15 protein-coding genes are annotated in these 14,993 nt (G+C 69.7%); 7 read left to right on the top strand and 8 right to left on the bottom strand.

Annotated elements, in window-relative coordinates; translation table 11 throughout:
* From era to RT051_RS09305, 7 genes are all read left to right on the top strand, one after another.
* Window positions 1-659 (top strand): GTPase Era (gene era / locus RT051_RS09335; protein ID WP_313075532.1); only part of this gene is annotated, 659 nt, incomplete at its 5' end.
* Window positions 659-1,432 carry a DNA repair protein RecO gene (gene recO / locus RT051_RS09330; RefSeq protein WP_313075529.1) on the top strand — a complete coding sequence of 258 codons (774 nt, stop codon included), beginning with the start codon at window positions 659-661 and terminating at the stop codon, window positions 1,430-1,432. The genes era and recO, both read left to right, overlap by 1 nt.
* Window positions 1,429-2,199 (top strand): pyridoxine 5'-phosphate synthase, encoded by a 771-nt coding sequence (locus RT051_RS09325; RefSeq protein WP_313075527.1) that lies wholly within the window; start codon window positions 1,429-1,431, stop codon window positions 2,197-2,199. The genes recO and RT051_RS09325 overlap by 4 nt, the downstream gene beginning before the upstream one ends.
* 57 nt (window positions 2,200-2,256) lie before the next feature.
* Window positions 2,257-2,679, top strand: coding sequence for a holo-ACP synthase (acpS, locus tag RT051_RS09320; protein WP_313075523.1), 423 nt, complete (start codon window positions 2,257-2,259; stop codon window positions 2,677-2,679).
* Window positions 2,680-2,742: 63 nt separating this feature from the next.
* On the top strand, window positions 2,743-3,861 hold the full coding sequence (gene nagZ, locus RT051_RS09315) for a beta-N-acetylhexosaminidase (protein WP_313075520.1): 1,119 nt from the start codon (window positions 2,743-2,745) through the stop codon (window positions 3,859-3,861).
* Between the two features lie 70 nt (window positions 3,862-3,931).
* The gene (locus tag RT051_RS09310) at window positions 3,932-5,602 is read left to right on the top strand and encodes a hypothetical protein (protein WP_313075516.1); all 1,671 of its coding nucleotides are present in this window, start codon (window positions 3,932-3,934) and stop codon (window positions 5,600-5,602) included.
* Between the two features lie 65 nt (window positions 5,603-5,667).
* Window positions 5,668-6,228 (top strand): hypothetical protein, encoded by a 561-nt coding sequence (locus tag RT051_RS09305; RefSeq protein WP_313075512.1) that lies wholly within the window; start codon window positions 5,668-5,670, stop codon window positions 6,226-6,228.
* 168 nt (window positions 6,229-6,396) lie between these two features.
* On the opposite strand, the gene RT051_RS09300 is transcribed toward RT051_RS09305, so the two are convergent.
* The 8 genes from RT051_RS09300 to lysS all read right to left on the bottom strand — a co-directional run bounded on the left by RT051_RS09300 (window position 6,397) and on the right by lysS (window position 14,949).
* A complete protein-coding gene (locus RT051_RS09300) occupies window positions 6,397-7,098 on the bottom strand; it encodes an ABC transporter ATP-binding protein (RefSeq protein ID WP_313075541.1) in 702 nt (233 codons plus the stop codon).
* Window positions 7,099-7,272: 174 nt separating this feature from the next.
* On the bottom strand, window positions 7,273-8,079 hold the full coding sequence (gene livG / locus RT051_RS09295; RefSeq protein ID WP_313075509.1) for a high-affinity branched-chain amino acid ABC transporter ATP-binding protein LivG: 807 nt from the start codon (window positions 8,077-8,079) through the stop codon (window positions 7,273-7,275).
* A complete protein-coding gene (gene livM / locus RT051_RS09290; protein WP_313075538.1) occupies window positions 8,076-9,308 on the bottom strand; it encodes a high-affinity branched-chain amino acid ABC transporter permease LivM in 1,233 nt (410 codons plus the stop codon). Before livM ends, livG begins: the two co-directional genes overlap by 4 nt.
* A gap of 23 nt (window positions 9,309-9,331) precedes the next feature.
* Window positions 9,332-10,261, bottom strand: a complete 930-nt coding sequence (livH, locus tag RT051_RS09285) for a high-affinity branched-chain amino acid ABC transporter permease LivH (protein WP_313075508.1) — start codon at window positions 10,259-10,261, stop codon at window positions 9,332-9,334.
* Between the two features lie 109 nt (window positions 10,262-10,370).
* Window positions 10,371-11,492, bottom strand: a complete 1,122-nt coding sequence (locus tag RT051_RS09280; RefSeq protein ID WP_313075505.1) for a branched-chain amino acid ABC transporter substrate-binding protein — start codon at window positions 11,490-11,492, stop codon at window positions 10,371-10,373.
* Between the two features lie 152 nt (window positions 11,493-11,644).
* Window positions 11,645-12,286, bottom strand: a complete 642-nt coding sequence (locus tag RT051_RS09275; RefSeq protein ID WP_313075502.1) for a mechanosensitive ion channel family protein — start codon at window positions 12,284-12,286, stop codon at window positions 11,645-11,647.
* A gap of 10 nt (window positions 12,287-12,296) precedes the next feature.
* On the bottom strand, window positions 12,297-13,334 hold the full coding sequence (locus RT051_RS09270; RefSeq protein ID WP_313075498.1) for a diguanylate cyclase domain-containing protein: 1,038 nt from the start codon (window positions 13,332-13,334) through the stop codon (window positions 12,297-12,299).
* A gap of 64 nt (window positions 13,335-13,398) precedes the next feature.
* A complete protein-coding gene (lysS, locus tag RT051_RS09265) occupies window positions 13,399-14,949 on the bottom strand; it encodes a lysine--tRNA ligase (RefSeq protein ID WP_313075494.1) in 1,551 nt (516 codons plus the stop codon).
* Between the last annotated feature and the right edge of the window lie 44 nt (window positions 14,950-14,993).

Here is a 14,993-nt window from a genome sequence, read left to right as displayed (position 1 = left end):
TGGGCGCCATCGGCGACGTGGACGTGATCCTGTTCGTGGTCGAGGCCGGCAGCTTCACGCTGCAGGACGCCAAGGTGCTGAGCCTGTTCAAGCCGGGCATCCCCACGCTGCTGGTGGCCAACAAGCTCGATACCGTGCACCGCCGCGCCGAGATCGCGCCGTGGCTCAAGAGCATGCAGGAGCGCCACCCGTTCGCCGAATACGTGCCCATGTCGGCCAAGAACCGGCGCGACATCGAGCGGCTGCTGGGCATCGTCGAGCGCTACCTGCCCGAGCAGCCCTGGTGGTATGCCGAGGACGAGCTGACCGACCGGCCGGAGAAATTCATGGCCTCCGAGGCCGTGCGCGAGAAGCTGTTTCGCTTCACCGGCGACGAGCTGCCCTACACCTCCACCGTGATCATCGACAGCTGGCAGGAGGAGCCCAGCCCGCGCCACAAGCGCTTCGTGCGCATCGCCGCCAGCATCGTGGTCGAGCGCGACAGCCACAAGGCCATGATCATCGGCGAAGGCGGCGAGCGCCTCAAGCGCATCAGCACCGAGGCCCGCCAGGAGCTCGAGCGGCTGCTGGACGCCAAGGTCTTCCTGGAGGTCTGGGTCAAGGTGCGCTCGGGCTGGGCCGACGACGAGGCGCGCGTGCGCTCGTTCGGGTATGAGTGATGGCCGCTGCGCGTCGCGTTTCGGACGAACCCGCCTACGTGCTGCACAGCTATGACTGGAGCGAGTCCAGCCTGATCCTGGAGACTTTCACGCGCCACCACGGCCGGGTGGGCCTGGCGGCCAAGGGGGCGAAGAAGCCGACGTCCAACTTCCGCCCCGTGCTGCTGCCTCTGCAGCCGCTGCGCGTGGCCTATGCCGTGACCGGCGGGCATGGCGAAATCCATTCCCTGCGCGGCGCCGAATGGGCGGGCGGCCACGTCATGCCGACCGGGGACGCCCTCCTGTCGGGCCTGTACCTGAACGAGTTGCTGATGCGCCTGCTGGCGCGCGAGGACCCGCACGCGGCGCTGTTCGACGTCTATGTCGGCGTGGTGCGCGTGCTGGGCGGCGGTGCGCACGGCGAGGTGCTGGAGCCGGTGCTGCGCGCGTTCGAACTGGTGCTGCTGCGCGCCATCGGCCTGCTGCCGGCGCTGGACGTGGAGACGGCGACGCTGGTCCCGCTGCGCCCCGAGGCGGCCTACACCCTGGTGCCCGAGGGCGGCCTGCGCGCCGCCGGCCCCATGGACCGGGCCAGCTGTTCGGGTGCGCAGTGGCTGGAGCTGGCCGGGGCGCTGCGCGAGGGTGACGGCGAAGGCGCCTACCCGGCCGTGCTGCGCGCCAGCGCCGCCGTGGCCGGCGAGCTCAAGGCCCAGCTGCGCGCCGTGCTGCAATACCATTGCGGCGCGCCGCTGCTGCGCACGCGCCAGCTCATGATGGACCTCCAATCTTTATGACCAACCACCCCCCGCGCACCGCGCTGTCCGTCAACGTCAACAAGGTCGCGCTGGTGCGCAACACGCGCCACCTGGACATTCCGAACGTCGCCCGCGCCGCCCAGCTGTGCCTGGCCGCGGGCGCCCAGGGCATCACCGTGCACCCGCGCCCCGACGGGCGCCACATCCGCCCCGGCGATGTGCACACGCTGGCCGCGCTGCTCAAGGACTGGCCCGAACGTGAGTTCAACATCGAGGGCAACCCGACGCAGAACCTGATGGACTTCATCCGCAGCGTGCGCCCGAGCCAGGCCACCTTCGTGCCCGACAGCGAGGACCAGTTCACCAGCGACCACGGCTGGAGCTTCCCCGCGGACGCCGAGCGCCTGGCGCCCCTGGTGGCCGAGTGCCGCGGCCTGGGGGTGCGCGTCAGCCTGTTCATGGACGCCGTGCCCGGCCAGATGGCCGCCGCGCGCGCTGTGGGCGCCGACCGCGTCGAGCTCTACACCGAGCCCTACGCCGCCGCCTGGGGCACGCCACAGCAGGACGAGCAGCTGCAGTGCTACGCCGCCGCCGCGCAGGCGGCGCTGGATGCGGGCCTGGGCGTGAATGCCGGGCACGACCTGAACCAGCACAACCTGGCCGCCTTCGTCGCCCGGGTGCCCGGGCTGCTGGAGGTGTCCATCGGCCACGCCTTCGTGGCCGACGCGCTGGAGCTGGGCTACGCCGGCGCGGTGCACGCGTACCAGCAGTGCATCGACGCCGGGATGGCGGGCAGGGGCTCCTGAAAAAGTAGCTATCTGTCCATGTGCGACAAGGGTTTTGGCGGTATTTGACCCATATCCATGATCTACGGCATAGGCACTGACATCTGCGACGTGCGCCGCATCCGCGCCAGCCTCGGGCGCCACGGCGAGCGCTTTGCCGAACGCGTGCTGGCCAGCGGCGAGCTGGCCGCCTGGCAGGCGCGCAGCCAGCGCTGGCCCGAGCGCGGCGTGCGCTACCTGGCCACGCGCTTCTCCGCCAAGGAGGCCTTCAGCAAAGCCATCGGCCTGGGGATGCGCATGCCCATGACCTGGCGCGACTGCGAGGTGGTCAACCTGGCCAGCGGCCAGCCGGCCATCGTGCTGCACGGCGCGCTGGCCGAATGGTTCGACGCGCGCGGCCTGCGCTGCCACCTGAGCGTCACCGACGAGAGCGAATACGCCGCGAGCTTCTGCGTGGTCGAGCGCCTGCCGGGCGCGCCAGGCCCTGCGGGTTTTGCCTGAAAACCGCCTCAATCCCTCGCTGGTCAACGGTTTCCAGCTATCAATCAAAGAGCCTCACCTTCCATGACCGAACACGCCCCCCTGATCATCGACGTGGCTGGCACGTCCCTGTCCGCTGCCGACCGCCGGCGCCTGGCGCACCCGCTGGTGGGCGGCGTCATCCTGTTTGCGCGCAACTGGATGCACCGCCGCCAGCTGCTGGAGCTGACCGCCGCCATCAAGGAGGTGCGCGAGGACCTGCTGATCTGCGTGGACCACGAGGGCGGGCGCGTGCAGCGCTTTCGCACCGACGGCTTCACCCACCTGCCGGCCATGCGCGCCCTGGGCGAGCTGTGGATGGACGACGGCCGCGGCAGCAGGCACCGCGAAGGCAGCGGCGCCCTGCGCGCCCTGGACGCCGCCACGGCGGCCGGCTACGTGCTGGCCAGCGAGCTGCGCGCCTGCGGGGTGGATTTTTCCTTCACCCCCGTGCTGGACCTGGACTGGAAGGACCAAGCCCCCCAGGCGGACGCCTCGCGCAGCACCGTGATCGGCGACCGGGCCTTCCACGGCGACCCGCGCGTGGTGGCGGCGCTGTCGCGCGCGCTGATGCTGGGCCTGCTGCAGGCGGGCATGGCCAACTGCGGCAAGCACTTCCCGGGGCACGGCCACGTGGCGGCCGATTCACACACCGAGGTGCCGGTGGACCGGCGCAGCCTGAAGGCCATCCTGCACGACGACGCCGCGCCCTACGGCTGGCTGTCGAGCGTGCTCGCCAGCGTCATGCCGGCCCATGTCATCTACCCCCGGGTGGACAGCCGGCCGGCGGGTTTTTCGCAGAAGTGGCTGCAGGACATCCTGCGCCGCCAGCTCGGCTTTGGCGGCGCCATCTTCAGCGACGACCTGAGCATGGAGGGCGCGCGCCGCATCGACGGCCAGCTGGTGGGCTATGCCGATGCCGCCGTGGCGGCGCTCACCGCCGGCTGCGACCTAGTGCTGCTGTGCAACCAGAGCCTGGGCGAGGGCGAGGCGGTGGACGCGCTGATCGACGGCCTCGCCGTCGCCGCCGCGCAGGGCCGCTGGCAGGCCAGCAGCGCGAGTGAAGAGCGCCGCCTGGCGCTGCTGCCCGAGACGTTGCCGCAGGCCTGGGACGAACTCATGGTGCAGCCGCGCTACATGCACGCGTTGGACTTGCTGCCCTGAAGGGTTCCAGCCCATTTGCCTTACCATCGCCGGGCCCGGCCGCTCCCGGCCGCTCACCACGGAGAACGCCATGCCCCGATGGCCCCAGAAGACACACCCCGTCGGCCCGCGCCCCGCGCGCAGCCTTGCCGCCCGCGCTGCCGCCCTGGCGGCGGCGCTGCTGATCGCGGCCTGCGGCGGCGGAGGCAGCAGCGGGGGCGGCGGTGGAGGGGGCGATGACCCCGGCCCCGCCACGCCAGGCCTGCTCTCGGGCAAGGTCAGCTACGACGCCGTGCCCGCCACCCCCACCGCGGGGCTCGACTACGCCAACACCCGGGCGCTGCCCGTGCGCGGCGCCGTGGTCGAGGCCTTTGACGACAGTGGCGTGCTGGCCCGCAGCACCACCGCCGCCGACGGCAGCTACACGCTGCCCGTGGCGGCCGGCCGCACGGTGCGCGTGCGCGTGCAGTCGCTGCTGCAGCACGGCGCCGGGGCGTGGAACGTGGCGGTGCGCGACAACACTTCGCCCGCCTACCGCGTCGACCCTGCCGCCGCGCCCGTCTATGCACTGACCAGCCAGCCGCTGGCCATGCCCGAGCGCGGCGCCGTGCTGGACCTGCATGCCCCCTCGGGCTGGCGCCAGGGCCGTTATGGCGCGGTGCGCGCCGCCGCGCCGTTTTCCGTGCTGGACCAGGCCTACGCGGCCATGCAGCGCTTCCTGGCCGAAGACCCGACGCTGGTCTTTCCGCCGCTGGACATCTACTGGAGCGTGGACAACCGCCCCGCCGAGGGCGAGGAGGCCGATGGCGACATCGGTACCAGCCACTGGGACGACGAGGCGCTGTACATCCTGGGCAAGGCCGACGTGGACACCGACGAGTACGACACCGGCGTGGTGGTGCACGAGTGGGGCCACTATTTCGAGGGCCGGCTGTCGCGCTCGGACTCCATCGGTGGCGACCACGGGGGAGGAGACCAGCTCGATCCGCGCGTTGCCTGGGGCGAGGGCTGGGGCAATGCGCTGGCGGGCATCGTGCGCGCCGACCCCAGCTACATCGACACCTCGGGCCCGCGCCAGAGCGAGAGCATGGAGCTGCGCGTGGACCAGCTGCCCGAGGACCCGCAGGACCGCTCCTGGTACAGCGAGAACGCGATCCAGCAATTCGTCTATCGGCTGGCGCAGCTGCCCGGAGGCTTTGGCGCCACCGTGGCCACCATGCGCCACGAACAGCGCGAGACACCGGCCTTCACCAGCCTGTTCTCCTTCGCCTCGGGCCTGGGCCCGCGGCTGCCGCAGGCCACCGCCGCGCAGGCCAGCCAGCTGCTGATGGAAATCGGCACCCCGCCCCTGGGGCCGCTTGACGCCTGGGGCACCGGCGTGGACTACCTGCTGCCCGACCCGCCGCAGCGCCTGCCGCTCTATCAGGACGTCGGCGAAGCGCCGGGGCAGGCCTGCGTGTCCAACGCCTACGGCAAATACAACAAGCTCGGCCAGACCCGCCTGCTGCGCCTGCAGGCTCCGCAGGCGGGCCGCTATCAGCTGACGGTGCGGCCCGAGGCCGGCGTGCCGCCGCGCCACCGGGCCAGCGTTGCCGTGTACCGCCAGGGCGTCCAGCTGGAGGAGGAAACCCCGGGCAGCGGGGTCTATGTGCTGGAGCCCGGCACCCTGGCCGCCGTGCTGACCGACACACCGCTGGACTCGCTGTGGGCTCCGCCCATCGTGACCACCTGCTGGAGCCTGCAGTGGCGCCGCGCGTCCTGACCCCGATTTCGGAGATTGCTGCCATGTCACCCTTCGCCGCCTCTCAAGACACCGCGCGTCGCGCTGTGGCCCTCCCCACCGCTGCGGCTGCGCTGGCGCTGCTGCTGGCACTGCCCGCCTGCGCCGGAGCCGACCCGGCGGCCGGCCCGCAGGGTGTGCCCCCGGCAGCAGCGCAATCCGCTGCCGGGCAGGCTGCCCCCGGCGCCGCGCCCGTGGCGCGCAGGGCCAAGCCCGGCGCGCTGGTGCAGGTCACTGCGCGGGTCCCGGCAGCGGCTCCCCTGCCGCTGGGACAGACGGTGGTGGAGCTTGTGCTGCAAGGCGCGCCCGGCGTGCAGCAGGTGGGCCTGCGCTACCAAACAGAGGGCTCGCTGCGCGTGGAGCCCGCCGCGCCCGCCCAGGTGCCGCTTGACGCGCGCCACCGGGCCAGCGTGCAGGTGCCGGTCACGGTGCTGGCCCCGGGCGTGCATTACCTGCATGTCTTCACCGAGGCGCAAGGGCGCACGGCCGCGCTGTCGGTGCGGCTGGACGCGGGTGGCACGGCGCAGCAGCGGCAAAAGCGCAAGACGGCGGTACAGGAGGAGGGCGGCTTCGTCGTGCTGCCGGCCGAGGAGCGGCGGCGCGACTAGCGCCTGCCGTCGCCTGCTGCCTGGAGGGTATGAGGGCGGCCACGCAGTCGCTGGCGGCGGTACAAAGAATGCGAGACGAATCCGCCGCCAGCCCTTGTCCAGAAAAGACTGGAAGCTATCAAAAAGAAAGCGGCCTGGCGCCGCTTTCTTCGCTTCCGGGAGTGCGGATCACCCGCCCAGATACGCCTTCCTCACATCCGCATTCGCCAGCAACGCCGCCCCCGTGTCCTCCAGCACCACGCGCCCGTTCTCCAGCACATAGCCGCGATCGGCAATCGCCAGCGCCCGATTGGCGTTCTGCTCGACCAGGAAGACCGTCACGCCCTCGCTGCGGATCATCTGGATGATGTCGAAGATCTGGGCAATGATGAGTGGCGCCAGGCCCAGCGTCGGCTCATCGAGGAGCAGCAGGCGCGGGCGGCTCATCAGGGCGCGGCCGATGGCCAGCATCTGCTGCTCGCCGCCGCTCATGGTGCCGGCGCGCTGGCTGGCGCGGTCCTTCAGGCGCGGGAACAGGTCGAAGACGTGCTCCATGCCCGCGTCGATCTCGCCCTTGTCCAGGAAGAAGCCGCCCATCTTCAGGTTCTCGACCACCGTGAGCGCGGGGAACACGCGCCGCCCCTCGGGCGAGACGGCGATGCCCTTGCGCATGATCAGGTGAGTGGGCGCCTGGGTGATGTCCTCGCCCTCGAACAGCACCGTGCCGCCGCTGGCGCGCGGCGTGCCGCAGACGGTCATGAGCAGGGAGGTCTTGCCCGCGCCGTTGGAGCCGATCAGCGAGACGATCTCGCCCTGGTTCACATGCAGGCTGGCGTTGTCCACCGCGCAAATGGCGCCGTAGTGGGTGCACAGATTTCGTACTTGCAGCATTGCCATTTCAGTTCTCCACGATGCTGCGCATCACCCAGGCGGCAGGCAGCGGGCGCGCCCCTTGCGCGGGCAGCCGGGCAAGGGCCGCCCCGCAGCACCGGCTGCGTCCCCCTGCCGCAGCGTGCAACGCTACGAGAGAGGGGGAAAGCGCGAAGCGACTCAGGGGGTGTTGCATCAAGCCTCTCCCAGGTAGGCCTTGATGACCCGTTCGTCGTTGCGAATCGCCTCGGGCACGCCCAGGGCGATGGGCTTGCCGTACTCCATGACCAGGATGCGCTCGGACACGCCCATGACCAGGCCCATGTCGTGCTCGATCAGCAACACGGTGACGCCCCAGTCGCGCCGCAGCTGGTCGATCAGCTGCTGCAGGTCCTTCTTCTCCTGCGGGTTCAGGCCGGCGGCGGGCTCGTCGAGCATCAGCAGGCGCGGGCCGGTGATCATGCAGCGCGCGATCTCCAGGCGCCTTTGGTGGCCGTAAGCCAGGTTGCCGGCCTCGCGGTTGGCGAACTCGCGCAGGCCCATCACGTCGAGCCACTTGAGGGCGCGCTCGATCTTCTCGGCCTCGCTCCTGCGGTAGCTGGCGGTGTTGAAGATGCCGGCCAGGAGCGGCGCGCGCGACTGGCGGTGCTGGGCGACCAGCAGGTTCTCCAGCGCCGTCATGGCCTTGAAGAGGCGCACGTTCTGGAAGGTGCGCACCACGCCCTGGTTGGCGACCTGGTGGCTGCTGTGGCCGGCGATGCTCTGGCCGGCGAGCAGGATCTGCCCGCCGCTTGCCTGATAGAAGCCGCTAATGCAGTTGAACACCGTGGTCTTGCCGGCGCCGTTAGGGCCGATGATGGCGAAGACTTCTTTCGGGGCCACGTCGAAGGCCACGTGGTCCACGGCCAGCAGGCCGCCGAAGCGCATGCACAGGTCGCTGACCTGCAAGAGGGGCGCGGTGCCGGGCGCCGCTGCTGCCGTCGCTGTCAGGGGGGCGCTCATGCTGGCACCTCCACATGGTGGCGCTTCATGGGCAGGAGGCCCTGCGGGCGCCAGATCATCATCACGATCATGACCAGGCCGAAGACCAGCATGCGGTATTCGGAGAACTCGCGCGCCACCTCGGGCAGCACGGTGAGCAGGATGGCGGCGACGATCACGCCCAGCTGCGAGCCCATGCCGCCCAGCACCACGATGGCCAGGATCAGCGCCGACTCGATGAAGGTGAATGATTCAGGGTTCACGATGCCCTGGCGTGCCGCGAAGAAGGCGCCGCCGAAGCCCGCGAACATGGCGCCCAGCGTGAAGGCTGAGAGCTTGATGTTCATCGGGCTCAGGCCCAGCGAGCGGCAGGCGATCTCGTCCTCGCGCAGCGCCTCCCAGGCGCGGCCGATGGGCATGCGGATCAGCCGGTTGCTGATGAACAGCGTGACCAGCGCCAGCAGGAGCGCCATCAGGTACAGGAAGATCACCATGTGCATGGAGTTGAACTCCAGCCCGAAGAACTGGTGGAAGGTGGTGCCGCCCTCGGTCATCGGGCTGCGCGCCATCTCCAGGCCGAACACGCTGGGCTTCGGGAGCCCCGAGATGCCGTCCGGCCCGCCGGTCCAGTCCGTGAGGTTGACCAGCAGCAGGCGGATGATCTCGCCAAACCCCAGGGTGACGATGGCCAGGTAGTCGCCGCGCAGGCGCAGCACCGGAAAGCCCAGCACGAAGCCGAACAGCGCCGCCGCCGCGCCCGCCAGCGGCAGCGACTGCCAGAAGCTCCAGCCGGCCCAGTGGTAGAGCAGGGCGAAGGTGTAGGCACCCACGGCGTAGAAACCCACGAACCCCAGGTCCAGCAGGCCGGCAAAGCCCACCACCACGTTCAGCCCCAGGCCCAGCATCACGTAGATCATGGCCAGCGTGGCGATGTCCACCGCGTTGCGGCCGGCGAAGAACGGCCAGATCACGGCGATCATCAGCGCGGCCAGCAGCAGCCCCTTGTGCTGCGCGGGCGCCAGCGCCGGCAGGCGCGGCAGGGCCAGACGCGGCAGGCGGGGCAGGAGCAGCGGGCGCAGCAGCTGCACCAGGAAGACGGCCAAGCAGCCCCACAGCAGGGTGCGCCACTCGGGCACGATGACGGTGCGCGCGCCGGCGCGCTCCAGATGCAGCGTGAAGATGGGCAGCACCACGATGGCGGCGAGTACCGTGGAGACGACGGCGTGGCGCAGGTTGGAGGAAAGGCGCATGGCTTGCGGTTGCATGGTCGTCATCACACCTTCTCCACTTCCGGCTTGCCCAGGAGGCCCGTGGGGCGGAACAGCAGGATCAGCACCAGCAGGCTGAAGGCCACGATGTCCTTGTACTCCGAGGAGATGTAGGCGGCGGCGAAGGTCTCGGCCACGCCGAGGACCACTCCGCCCAGCATGGCGCCCGGAATGGAGCCGATGCCCCCCAGCACCGCGGCCGTGAAGGCCTTGATGCCGGCCAGGAAGCCGATGAAGGGGTTGAGCTTGCCCACCGCCAGGGCAATCAGCACGCCACCCACGGCGGCCAGCATGGCGCCCAGGATGAAGGTGAAGGAGATGACCCGGTTGGTGTCGATGCCCAGCAGGCCGGCCATGTGCATGTCCTGCGAGCAGGCGCGCGAGGCCCGGCCCATGCGCGAATGCTTGATGTAGACGGTGAGCAGCAGCATCAGCGCCACGGCCACGACGATGATCAGGATGCGCGAGTAGGGCACGAAGATCTCGAAGCCGCCGTCGCCGCCGCCAAAGCGCAGCGCACCCGGGATGAGCGAGGGCACGGCCATGTCGCGCGCGCCCTGGCCGAGCGCTACCCAGTTCTGCAGGAAGATCGACATGCCGATGGCCGAGATCAGCGCCACCAGGCGCGGGCTGCCGCGCAGCGGCTTGTAGGCCACCTGCTCCACGACAAGGCCGTAGACGCCGGTGATGACCACCGACACGATGAGCATGATGGAGATGATGGCCCACACCGGCAGGCCGCTCTGCATGCCGATGGCCGACAGCGTCACCAGGCCGATGTAGGCGCCGATCATGTAGATCTCGCCGTGGGCGAAGTTGATCATCCCGATGATGCCGTAGACCATGGTGTAGCCGATGGCGATCAGGGCGTAGATGGCGCCCAGGGACAGACCGTTGAACAGCTGCTGTATCAGCTGGGGCAAGAGATCGGACATGGTATGCCGCCCTCCTCAATCGAAAAAAGAGCCCCGGGGGGCTCGAATGCATTCAGGCCCGGCGGGCGCCTTCTTGCAGGGCGCCCGCCGGGCGGGGGAGTCAGGCGGATTACTTGGCAGCCGGGGTCTTGCTGCCGTCCTTGTGCCACTCGAAGACCTGGAAGTCGAAGGCGTTCAGGTCGCCCTGCTTGTTCCAGGAGATGGGGCCCAGCACCGTCTCGATGGTGCTCTTGTGCAGGTGGTCGGCCACCTTGGCGGGGTTGTCGCCCACGGCCTTGATGCTCTCCAGGAGCGCCTGCGTGGCGGCGAACGAGGTCAGTTGGAACGCGCCCGAGGCATTGCGTTTCTTGTCCTTGAAAGCGGTGACCACGGCGGCGTTCTTCGGGTTGGCCGAGAAGTCGGCCGGCAGCGTCACCAGCATGCCTTCGACGGCATTGCCGGCGATGGCGTTCACCTCGGGGTTGCCCACGCCCTCGGGACCCATCATGCGCACTTTGAGGCCCTGCTCGCTGGCCTGGCGCAGCAGCAGGCCCATTTCGGGGTGGTAGCCGCCGTAGTAGACGAAGTCCACGCCCGCGCTCTTGAGCTTGGTGATGACGGCGGAGTAGTCGCTGTCGCCGGCGTTGATGCCCTCGAACAGCGCCACCGGCACGTTGGCCTTTTTCAGGTCGTTCTGCACCGAGGCGGCGATGCCCTGGCCGTAGGACTGCTTGTCGTGCAGGATGGCGACCTTCTTGGGCTTCACTTTCTCGATGATGAACTTGGCGGCCGAGGGGCCCTGCTGGTCGTCGCGGCCGATGGTGCGGAAGATGAAGTGGTAGTTCTTGCCGTCGGTGAGTGCGGGCGACGTGGCCGATGGAGTGATCACCACCACGCCTTCGTTGTTGTAGATGGGGGCGGCAGCGATGGCGGCGCCCGAGCACACCGGGCCGACCACGTACCCGATCTTGGCGTTGACTACGCGGTTGGCGGCCACCGGGCCCTGCTTGGGCTCGCATGCGTCGTCGATGGAGACCAGCTCGATCTTCTTGCCGCCCACGCCGCCAGCCGCATTGGCCATCTCCACGGCGGTGCTCACGCCTTCCTTGATCATGTCGCCGTACTGGGTCAGCGGCCCCGTGGTCGGCATGACCATGGCGATCTTGACCTGCGCGTGCGCGGGCATCAGGAGAGCAGCGCCGGTCAGGCCCAGGGCTGCCACGACGGTGTGCATGCGAAATGAAATGCTCATGAGGGTTCTCGGACGACAAAAAAGCGAAAAAGGGACAGGCCCCTGGTGGGGCCTGCGGCGTGGGCCGCCAGCTTAGCCGCTGGCAGGCGGCTGACAACAGGGTTTTCGAGGGTGGCGCGGCGCTGGAAAAATAGGGTAGAGGGCGCTTTTTGTTACAGCAGGCTGGACACCTCGTGCCGGCCCTGAGGCGACAGGACGTCCGGCGGCGGCACCAAGCGCTCGGGCGGCACAGGCATGCCCGCGCGCCAGCGGCGCACCACGCGCTGGAAGATCATGGAGTTGGGGATCTGCAGCAACGTGCCGGGCTCGGGCGCGGTGGCGTCCTCCAGCGTGGTGTAGAGCAGGTTGATGTCCACCACGCGGCCCAGCGCGCCGGGCTTGTCGCCGCTGTCCAGGATCTCGATGTGGTCGCCCACGCGGAAAGGCCCGACGCTCACGATCAGCAGTGCGCAGAACAGGTTGGACAGCACGCTCCAGGCGGCAAAGAAGGCCACCGCGCCCACCGTGGCGAAGCCGGTGAAGGCGGTCCAAAGCACGCTGGCGGACACGCCCAGGCGCTCCAGCACCAGCAGGACCGCGCCGCTGATGACCAGCCAGCGCACCACGGCACGCACCGGCTTGAGCAATTCGTGCGGGAACTGGTAGCGGTCGCTGGCGCGGCGGAAGATGCGCTGCAGCAGGCGGTGCAGCAGCACGGCAGCAAAGACGATGAGTGCGATCTGCAGCAGCGGCACGATCAGGTCGAGCCAGTCGTGCATCCAGAGAGGCAGGTAGATTTTCAGGCGCGCATGCATGTCGGCGTCGTCAGGGGTGGCGTTGCTCGATGGTGTCCATCTGCATCTCGAAGCTGAAGAAGCGGTTGCGCCCCTGGGCCTTGGCGGCGTACAGCGCCTCGTCGGCGCGCATGAGCATGCCCTCGGCGCTGGTCTCGGCGTCGGGCACGCAGGTGGTGATACCGCCCGAGAGCGTGAGCACTGCGCCCTGGGGCGAGTCGGGATGGGGCAGGGCGCGGGTCTTGAGCAGGCTGCCCAGGGCCCGGGCGAAGGTCATGGCGCCCGAGCGCGGCGTGTTGGGCAGGATCAGTGCGAACTCCTCGCCGCCATAGCGCGCCGCCACGTCGCGCGGGCGCACGCAGACGTCGCGCAGCACCCGGCTGACGGCCTTCAGGCAGGCATCGCCCTGCACGTGGCCGGCGCTGTCGTTGTAGCGCTTGAAGTGATCCAGGTCGCACAGCATGAGCGTGAGCGGCGTGCGCTCGCGCCGCGCCACCAGGATCTCGCCGTGCAGGATGCGGTCGAAGCCGCGCCGGTTCACCAGGCCCGTGAGCGGGTCCACCTCGACCATCTCGTTGAGGCGCTGGTTGGCCAGGTGCAGCTCCTCGGTCAGCTCCACCAGGCGCCGGCGCATGTCGCGCAGCCGGCGCATGGCGCGCACCTTGGCCGCCAGCACGATGGGCTTGACGGGCTTGACCAGGTAGTCGTCGCCCCCGGCCTCGATGCCGCGCCAGACGTCCAACTCGCCGTCCAGCCCCGACAAGAAAATGATGGGTGTCCAGCCGCCCGGCTCGGCCTCGCGCAGGCGCTGCGCGACCCAGTAGCCGTCGTGGCCGCCGGGCAGGCGGATGTCCAGCAGCACCATGTCGGGGCGGCGCAGCCGGAACAGCTGCAGCGCGGCGTCGGCGCCAGCGGCCTGCAGCACTTCGGTGGCGCCGGCCTGTTGTATCTCGGCCGCCAAGCAGGCACGCAGCGCCGCCTGGTCTTCCACCACCAGCACGCAGAACGGCTCGTGCTCCACGGCGGGCTTGGCGGGGGCTGGGGCTGGGGCGTCAGCGGTCTGTGTCATGGGCGTGGGACTCAAGGGGCAGGGTGGCGCGCGAGGGGCGGATGCGCCCTTCGGGACGTGGGCCTTACTGCTCGCGGCGCAGCGCGGGAAACAGGATCACGTCGCGGATGCTTGCGCTGTCCGTGAGCAGCATCATCAGCCGGTCGATGCCGATGCCGCAGCCTCCGGTGGGCGGCAGGCCATGCTCGAGCGCACGCACGAAGTCGTGGTCGAAGAACATGGCCTCGTCGTCGCCGCTGTCCTTGGCGGCTACCTGGGCGTTGAAGCGCGCCACCTGGTCCTCGGCGTCGTTGAGCTCGGAGAAGCCGTTGGCCATCTCGCGTCCGGTGATGTAGAGCTCGAAGCGCTCGGTGACCTCGGGGCGCTCGTCGTTGGCGCGCGCCAGGGGCGAGATCTCGGTGGGGTGCTCCATGATGAAGGTGGGCTGCCAGAGCTTGTCCTCCACCGCCTCCTCGAAGTAGAGCACCTGCAGGGCGGCCAGCGAGCGCGTGGCCAGGCGGTCCTTCTCCTCGTTCAGGCCGAGCTTCCTGAGCGCGCCGATGAGCCAGCCGGCATCGTCCACCCGCTCGCCCGCGTCGGTGTGCGCCACGATGGCCTCGCGGATGGTCATGCGGGCAAAGGGCGCGGCCAGGTCCACTTCGCGCCCGCCGTAGCTCAGCTGCAGGCCGCCGGCAGCCTTGCGCGCGGCATCGCGGATCAGCTCCTCGGTGAAGTCCATCAGGTCGCGGTAGTTCCAGTAGGCCGCGTAGAACTCCATCATGGTGAACTCGGGGTTGTGGCGTACCGAGATGCCTTCATTGCGGAAGTTGCGGTTGATCTCGAACACGCGCTCGAAGCCGCCCACCACCAGACGCTTCAGGTACAGCTCGGGCGCGATGCGCAGGAACATCTCCTGGTCGAGCGCGTTGTGGTGCGTGACGAACGGCCGGGCGTTGGCGCCGCCGGGGATGGGGTGGAGCATGGGCGTCTCCACCTCCAGAAAGCCGTGCCCGACCATGAAGGCGCGGATGCCACTGATCGCCTGGCTGCGCGCCATGAAGCGCCGGCGCGCGGCCTCGTCGGTCATCAGGTCGATGTAGCGCTGGCGGTATTTGACCTCCTGGTCGGCCACGCCGTGGAACTTGTCGGGCATGGGCCGCAGGCTCTTGGTGAGCAGGCGCAACTCGGTGACCTTGATCGACAGCTCGCCCGTGCGGGTCTTCATCAGCGTGCCGCTTGCGGCCAGGATGTCGCCCAGGTCCCAGCGCTTGAAATCGCCATAGACACCCTCGCCCACAGCGTCGCGCGTGATGTAGAGCTGGATGCGGCCGCCGGTCTCGCCGAGCGAGCCGTCCTGCAGCGTGGCAAAGCTCGCCTTGCCCATGACGCGCTTGAGCATCATGCGGCCGGCCACGCGCACGGCGATGGCCTGGCCTTCCAGGGCCTCGGCCTCGGCGGCGCCGTGGGCGGTCTGCAGGTCGGCCACGTGGTGCGTGGGCTTGAAGTCGTTGGGAAAGGCCACGGCCTCGCCACGCGCCTGGCGCTCGCGCAGCTCCCGCAGTTTTTCGCGGCGCTCGGCAATGAGCTGGTTTTCATCCGCGGGCGTGGGGGCGTGGCTGGGCTGGTCGGAGGACATGCAAAAGGCGTTCGGTCAGAAATACGGCAGGGCGGCGGGCCGAC

The organism is Melaminivora sp. (assembly GCF_032059615.1).
Lineage (GTDB): Bacteria > Pseudomonadota > Gammaproteobacteria > Burkholderiales > Burkholderiaceae_C > Melaminivora.
The sequence above is the reverse complement of the archived record's forward strand: the minus strand, read 5'-3'. Positions and strand labels throughout refer to the sequence as shown.

Bases quoted from the DNA above. Each gene is read 5' to 3' on its own strand.
- livM (WP_313075538.1), bottom strand. From the start codon at position 9,308: ATGCGCCTTTCCTCCAACCTGCGCCACGCCGTCGTCTCCACGGTACTC.
- livG (WP_313075509.1), bottom strand. From the start codon at position 8,079: ATGAGCGCCCCCCTGACAGCGACGGCAGCAGCGGCGCCCGGCACCGCG.
- nagZ (WP_313075520.1), top strand. From the start codon at position 2,743: ATGACCGAACACGCCCCCCTGATCATCGACGTGGCTGGCACGTCCCTG.
- RT051_RS09325 (WP_313075527.1), top strand. From the start codon at position 1,429: ATGACCAACCACCCCCCGCGCACCGCGCTGTCCGTCAACGTCAACAAG.
- RT051_RS09310 (WP_313075516.1), top strand. From the start codon at position 3,932: ATGCCCCGATGGCCCCAGAAGACACACCCCGTCGGCCCGCGCCCCGCG.
- recO (WP_313075529.1), top strand. From the start codon at position 659: ATGGCCGCTGCGCGTCGCGTTTCGGACGAACCCGCCTACGTGCTGCAC.
- RT051_RS09280 (WP_313075505.1), bottom strand. From the start codon at position 11,492: ATGAGCATTTCATTTCGCATGCACACCGTCGTGGCAGCCCTGGGCCTG.
- acpS (WP_313075523.1), top strand. From the start codon at position 2,257: ATGATCTACGGCATAGGCACTGACATCTGCGACGTGCGCCGCATCCGC.
- RT051_RS09270 (WP_313075498.1), bottom strand. From the start codon at position 13,334: ATGACACAGACCGCTGACGCCCCAGCCCCAGCCCCCGCCAAGCCCGCC.
- RT051_RS09275 (WP_313075502.1), bottom strand. From the start codon at position 12,286: ATGCATGCGCGCCTGAAAATCTACCTGCCTCTCTGGATGCACGACTGG.
- lysS (WP_313075494.1), bottom strand. From the start codon at position 14,949: ATGTCCTCCGACCAGCCCAGCCACGCCCCCACGCCCGCGGATGAAAAC.
- livH (WP_313075508.1), bottom strand. From the start codon at position 10,261: ATGTCCGATCTCTTGCCCCAGCTGATACAGCAGCTGTTCAACGGTCTG.
- RT051_RS09300 (WP_313075541.1), bottom strand. From the start codon at position 7,098: ATGCTGCAAGTACGAAATCTGTGCACCCACTACGGCGCCATTTGCGCG.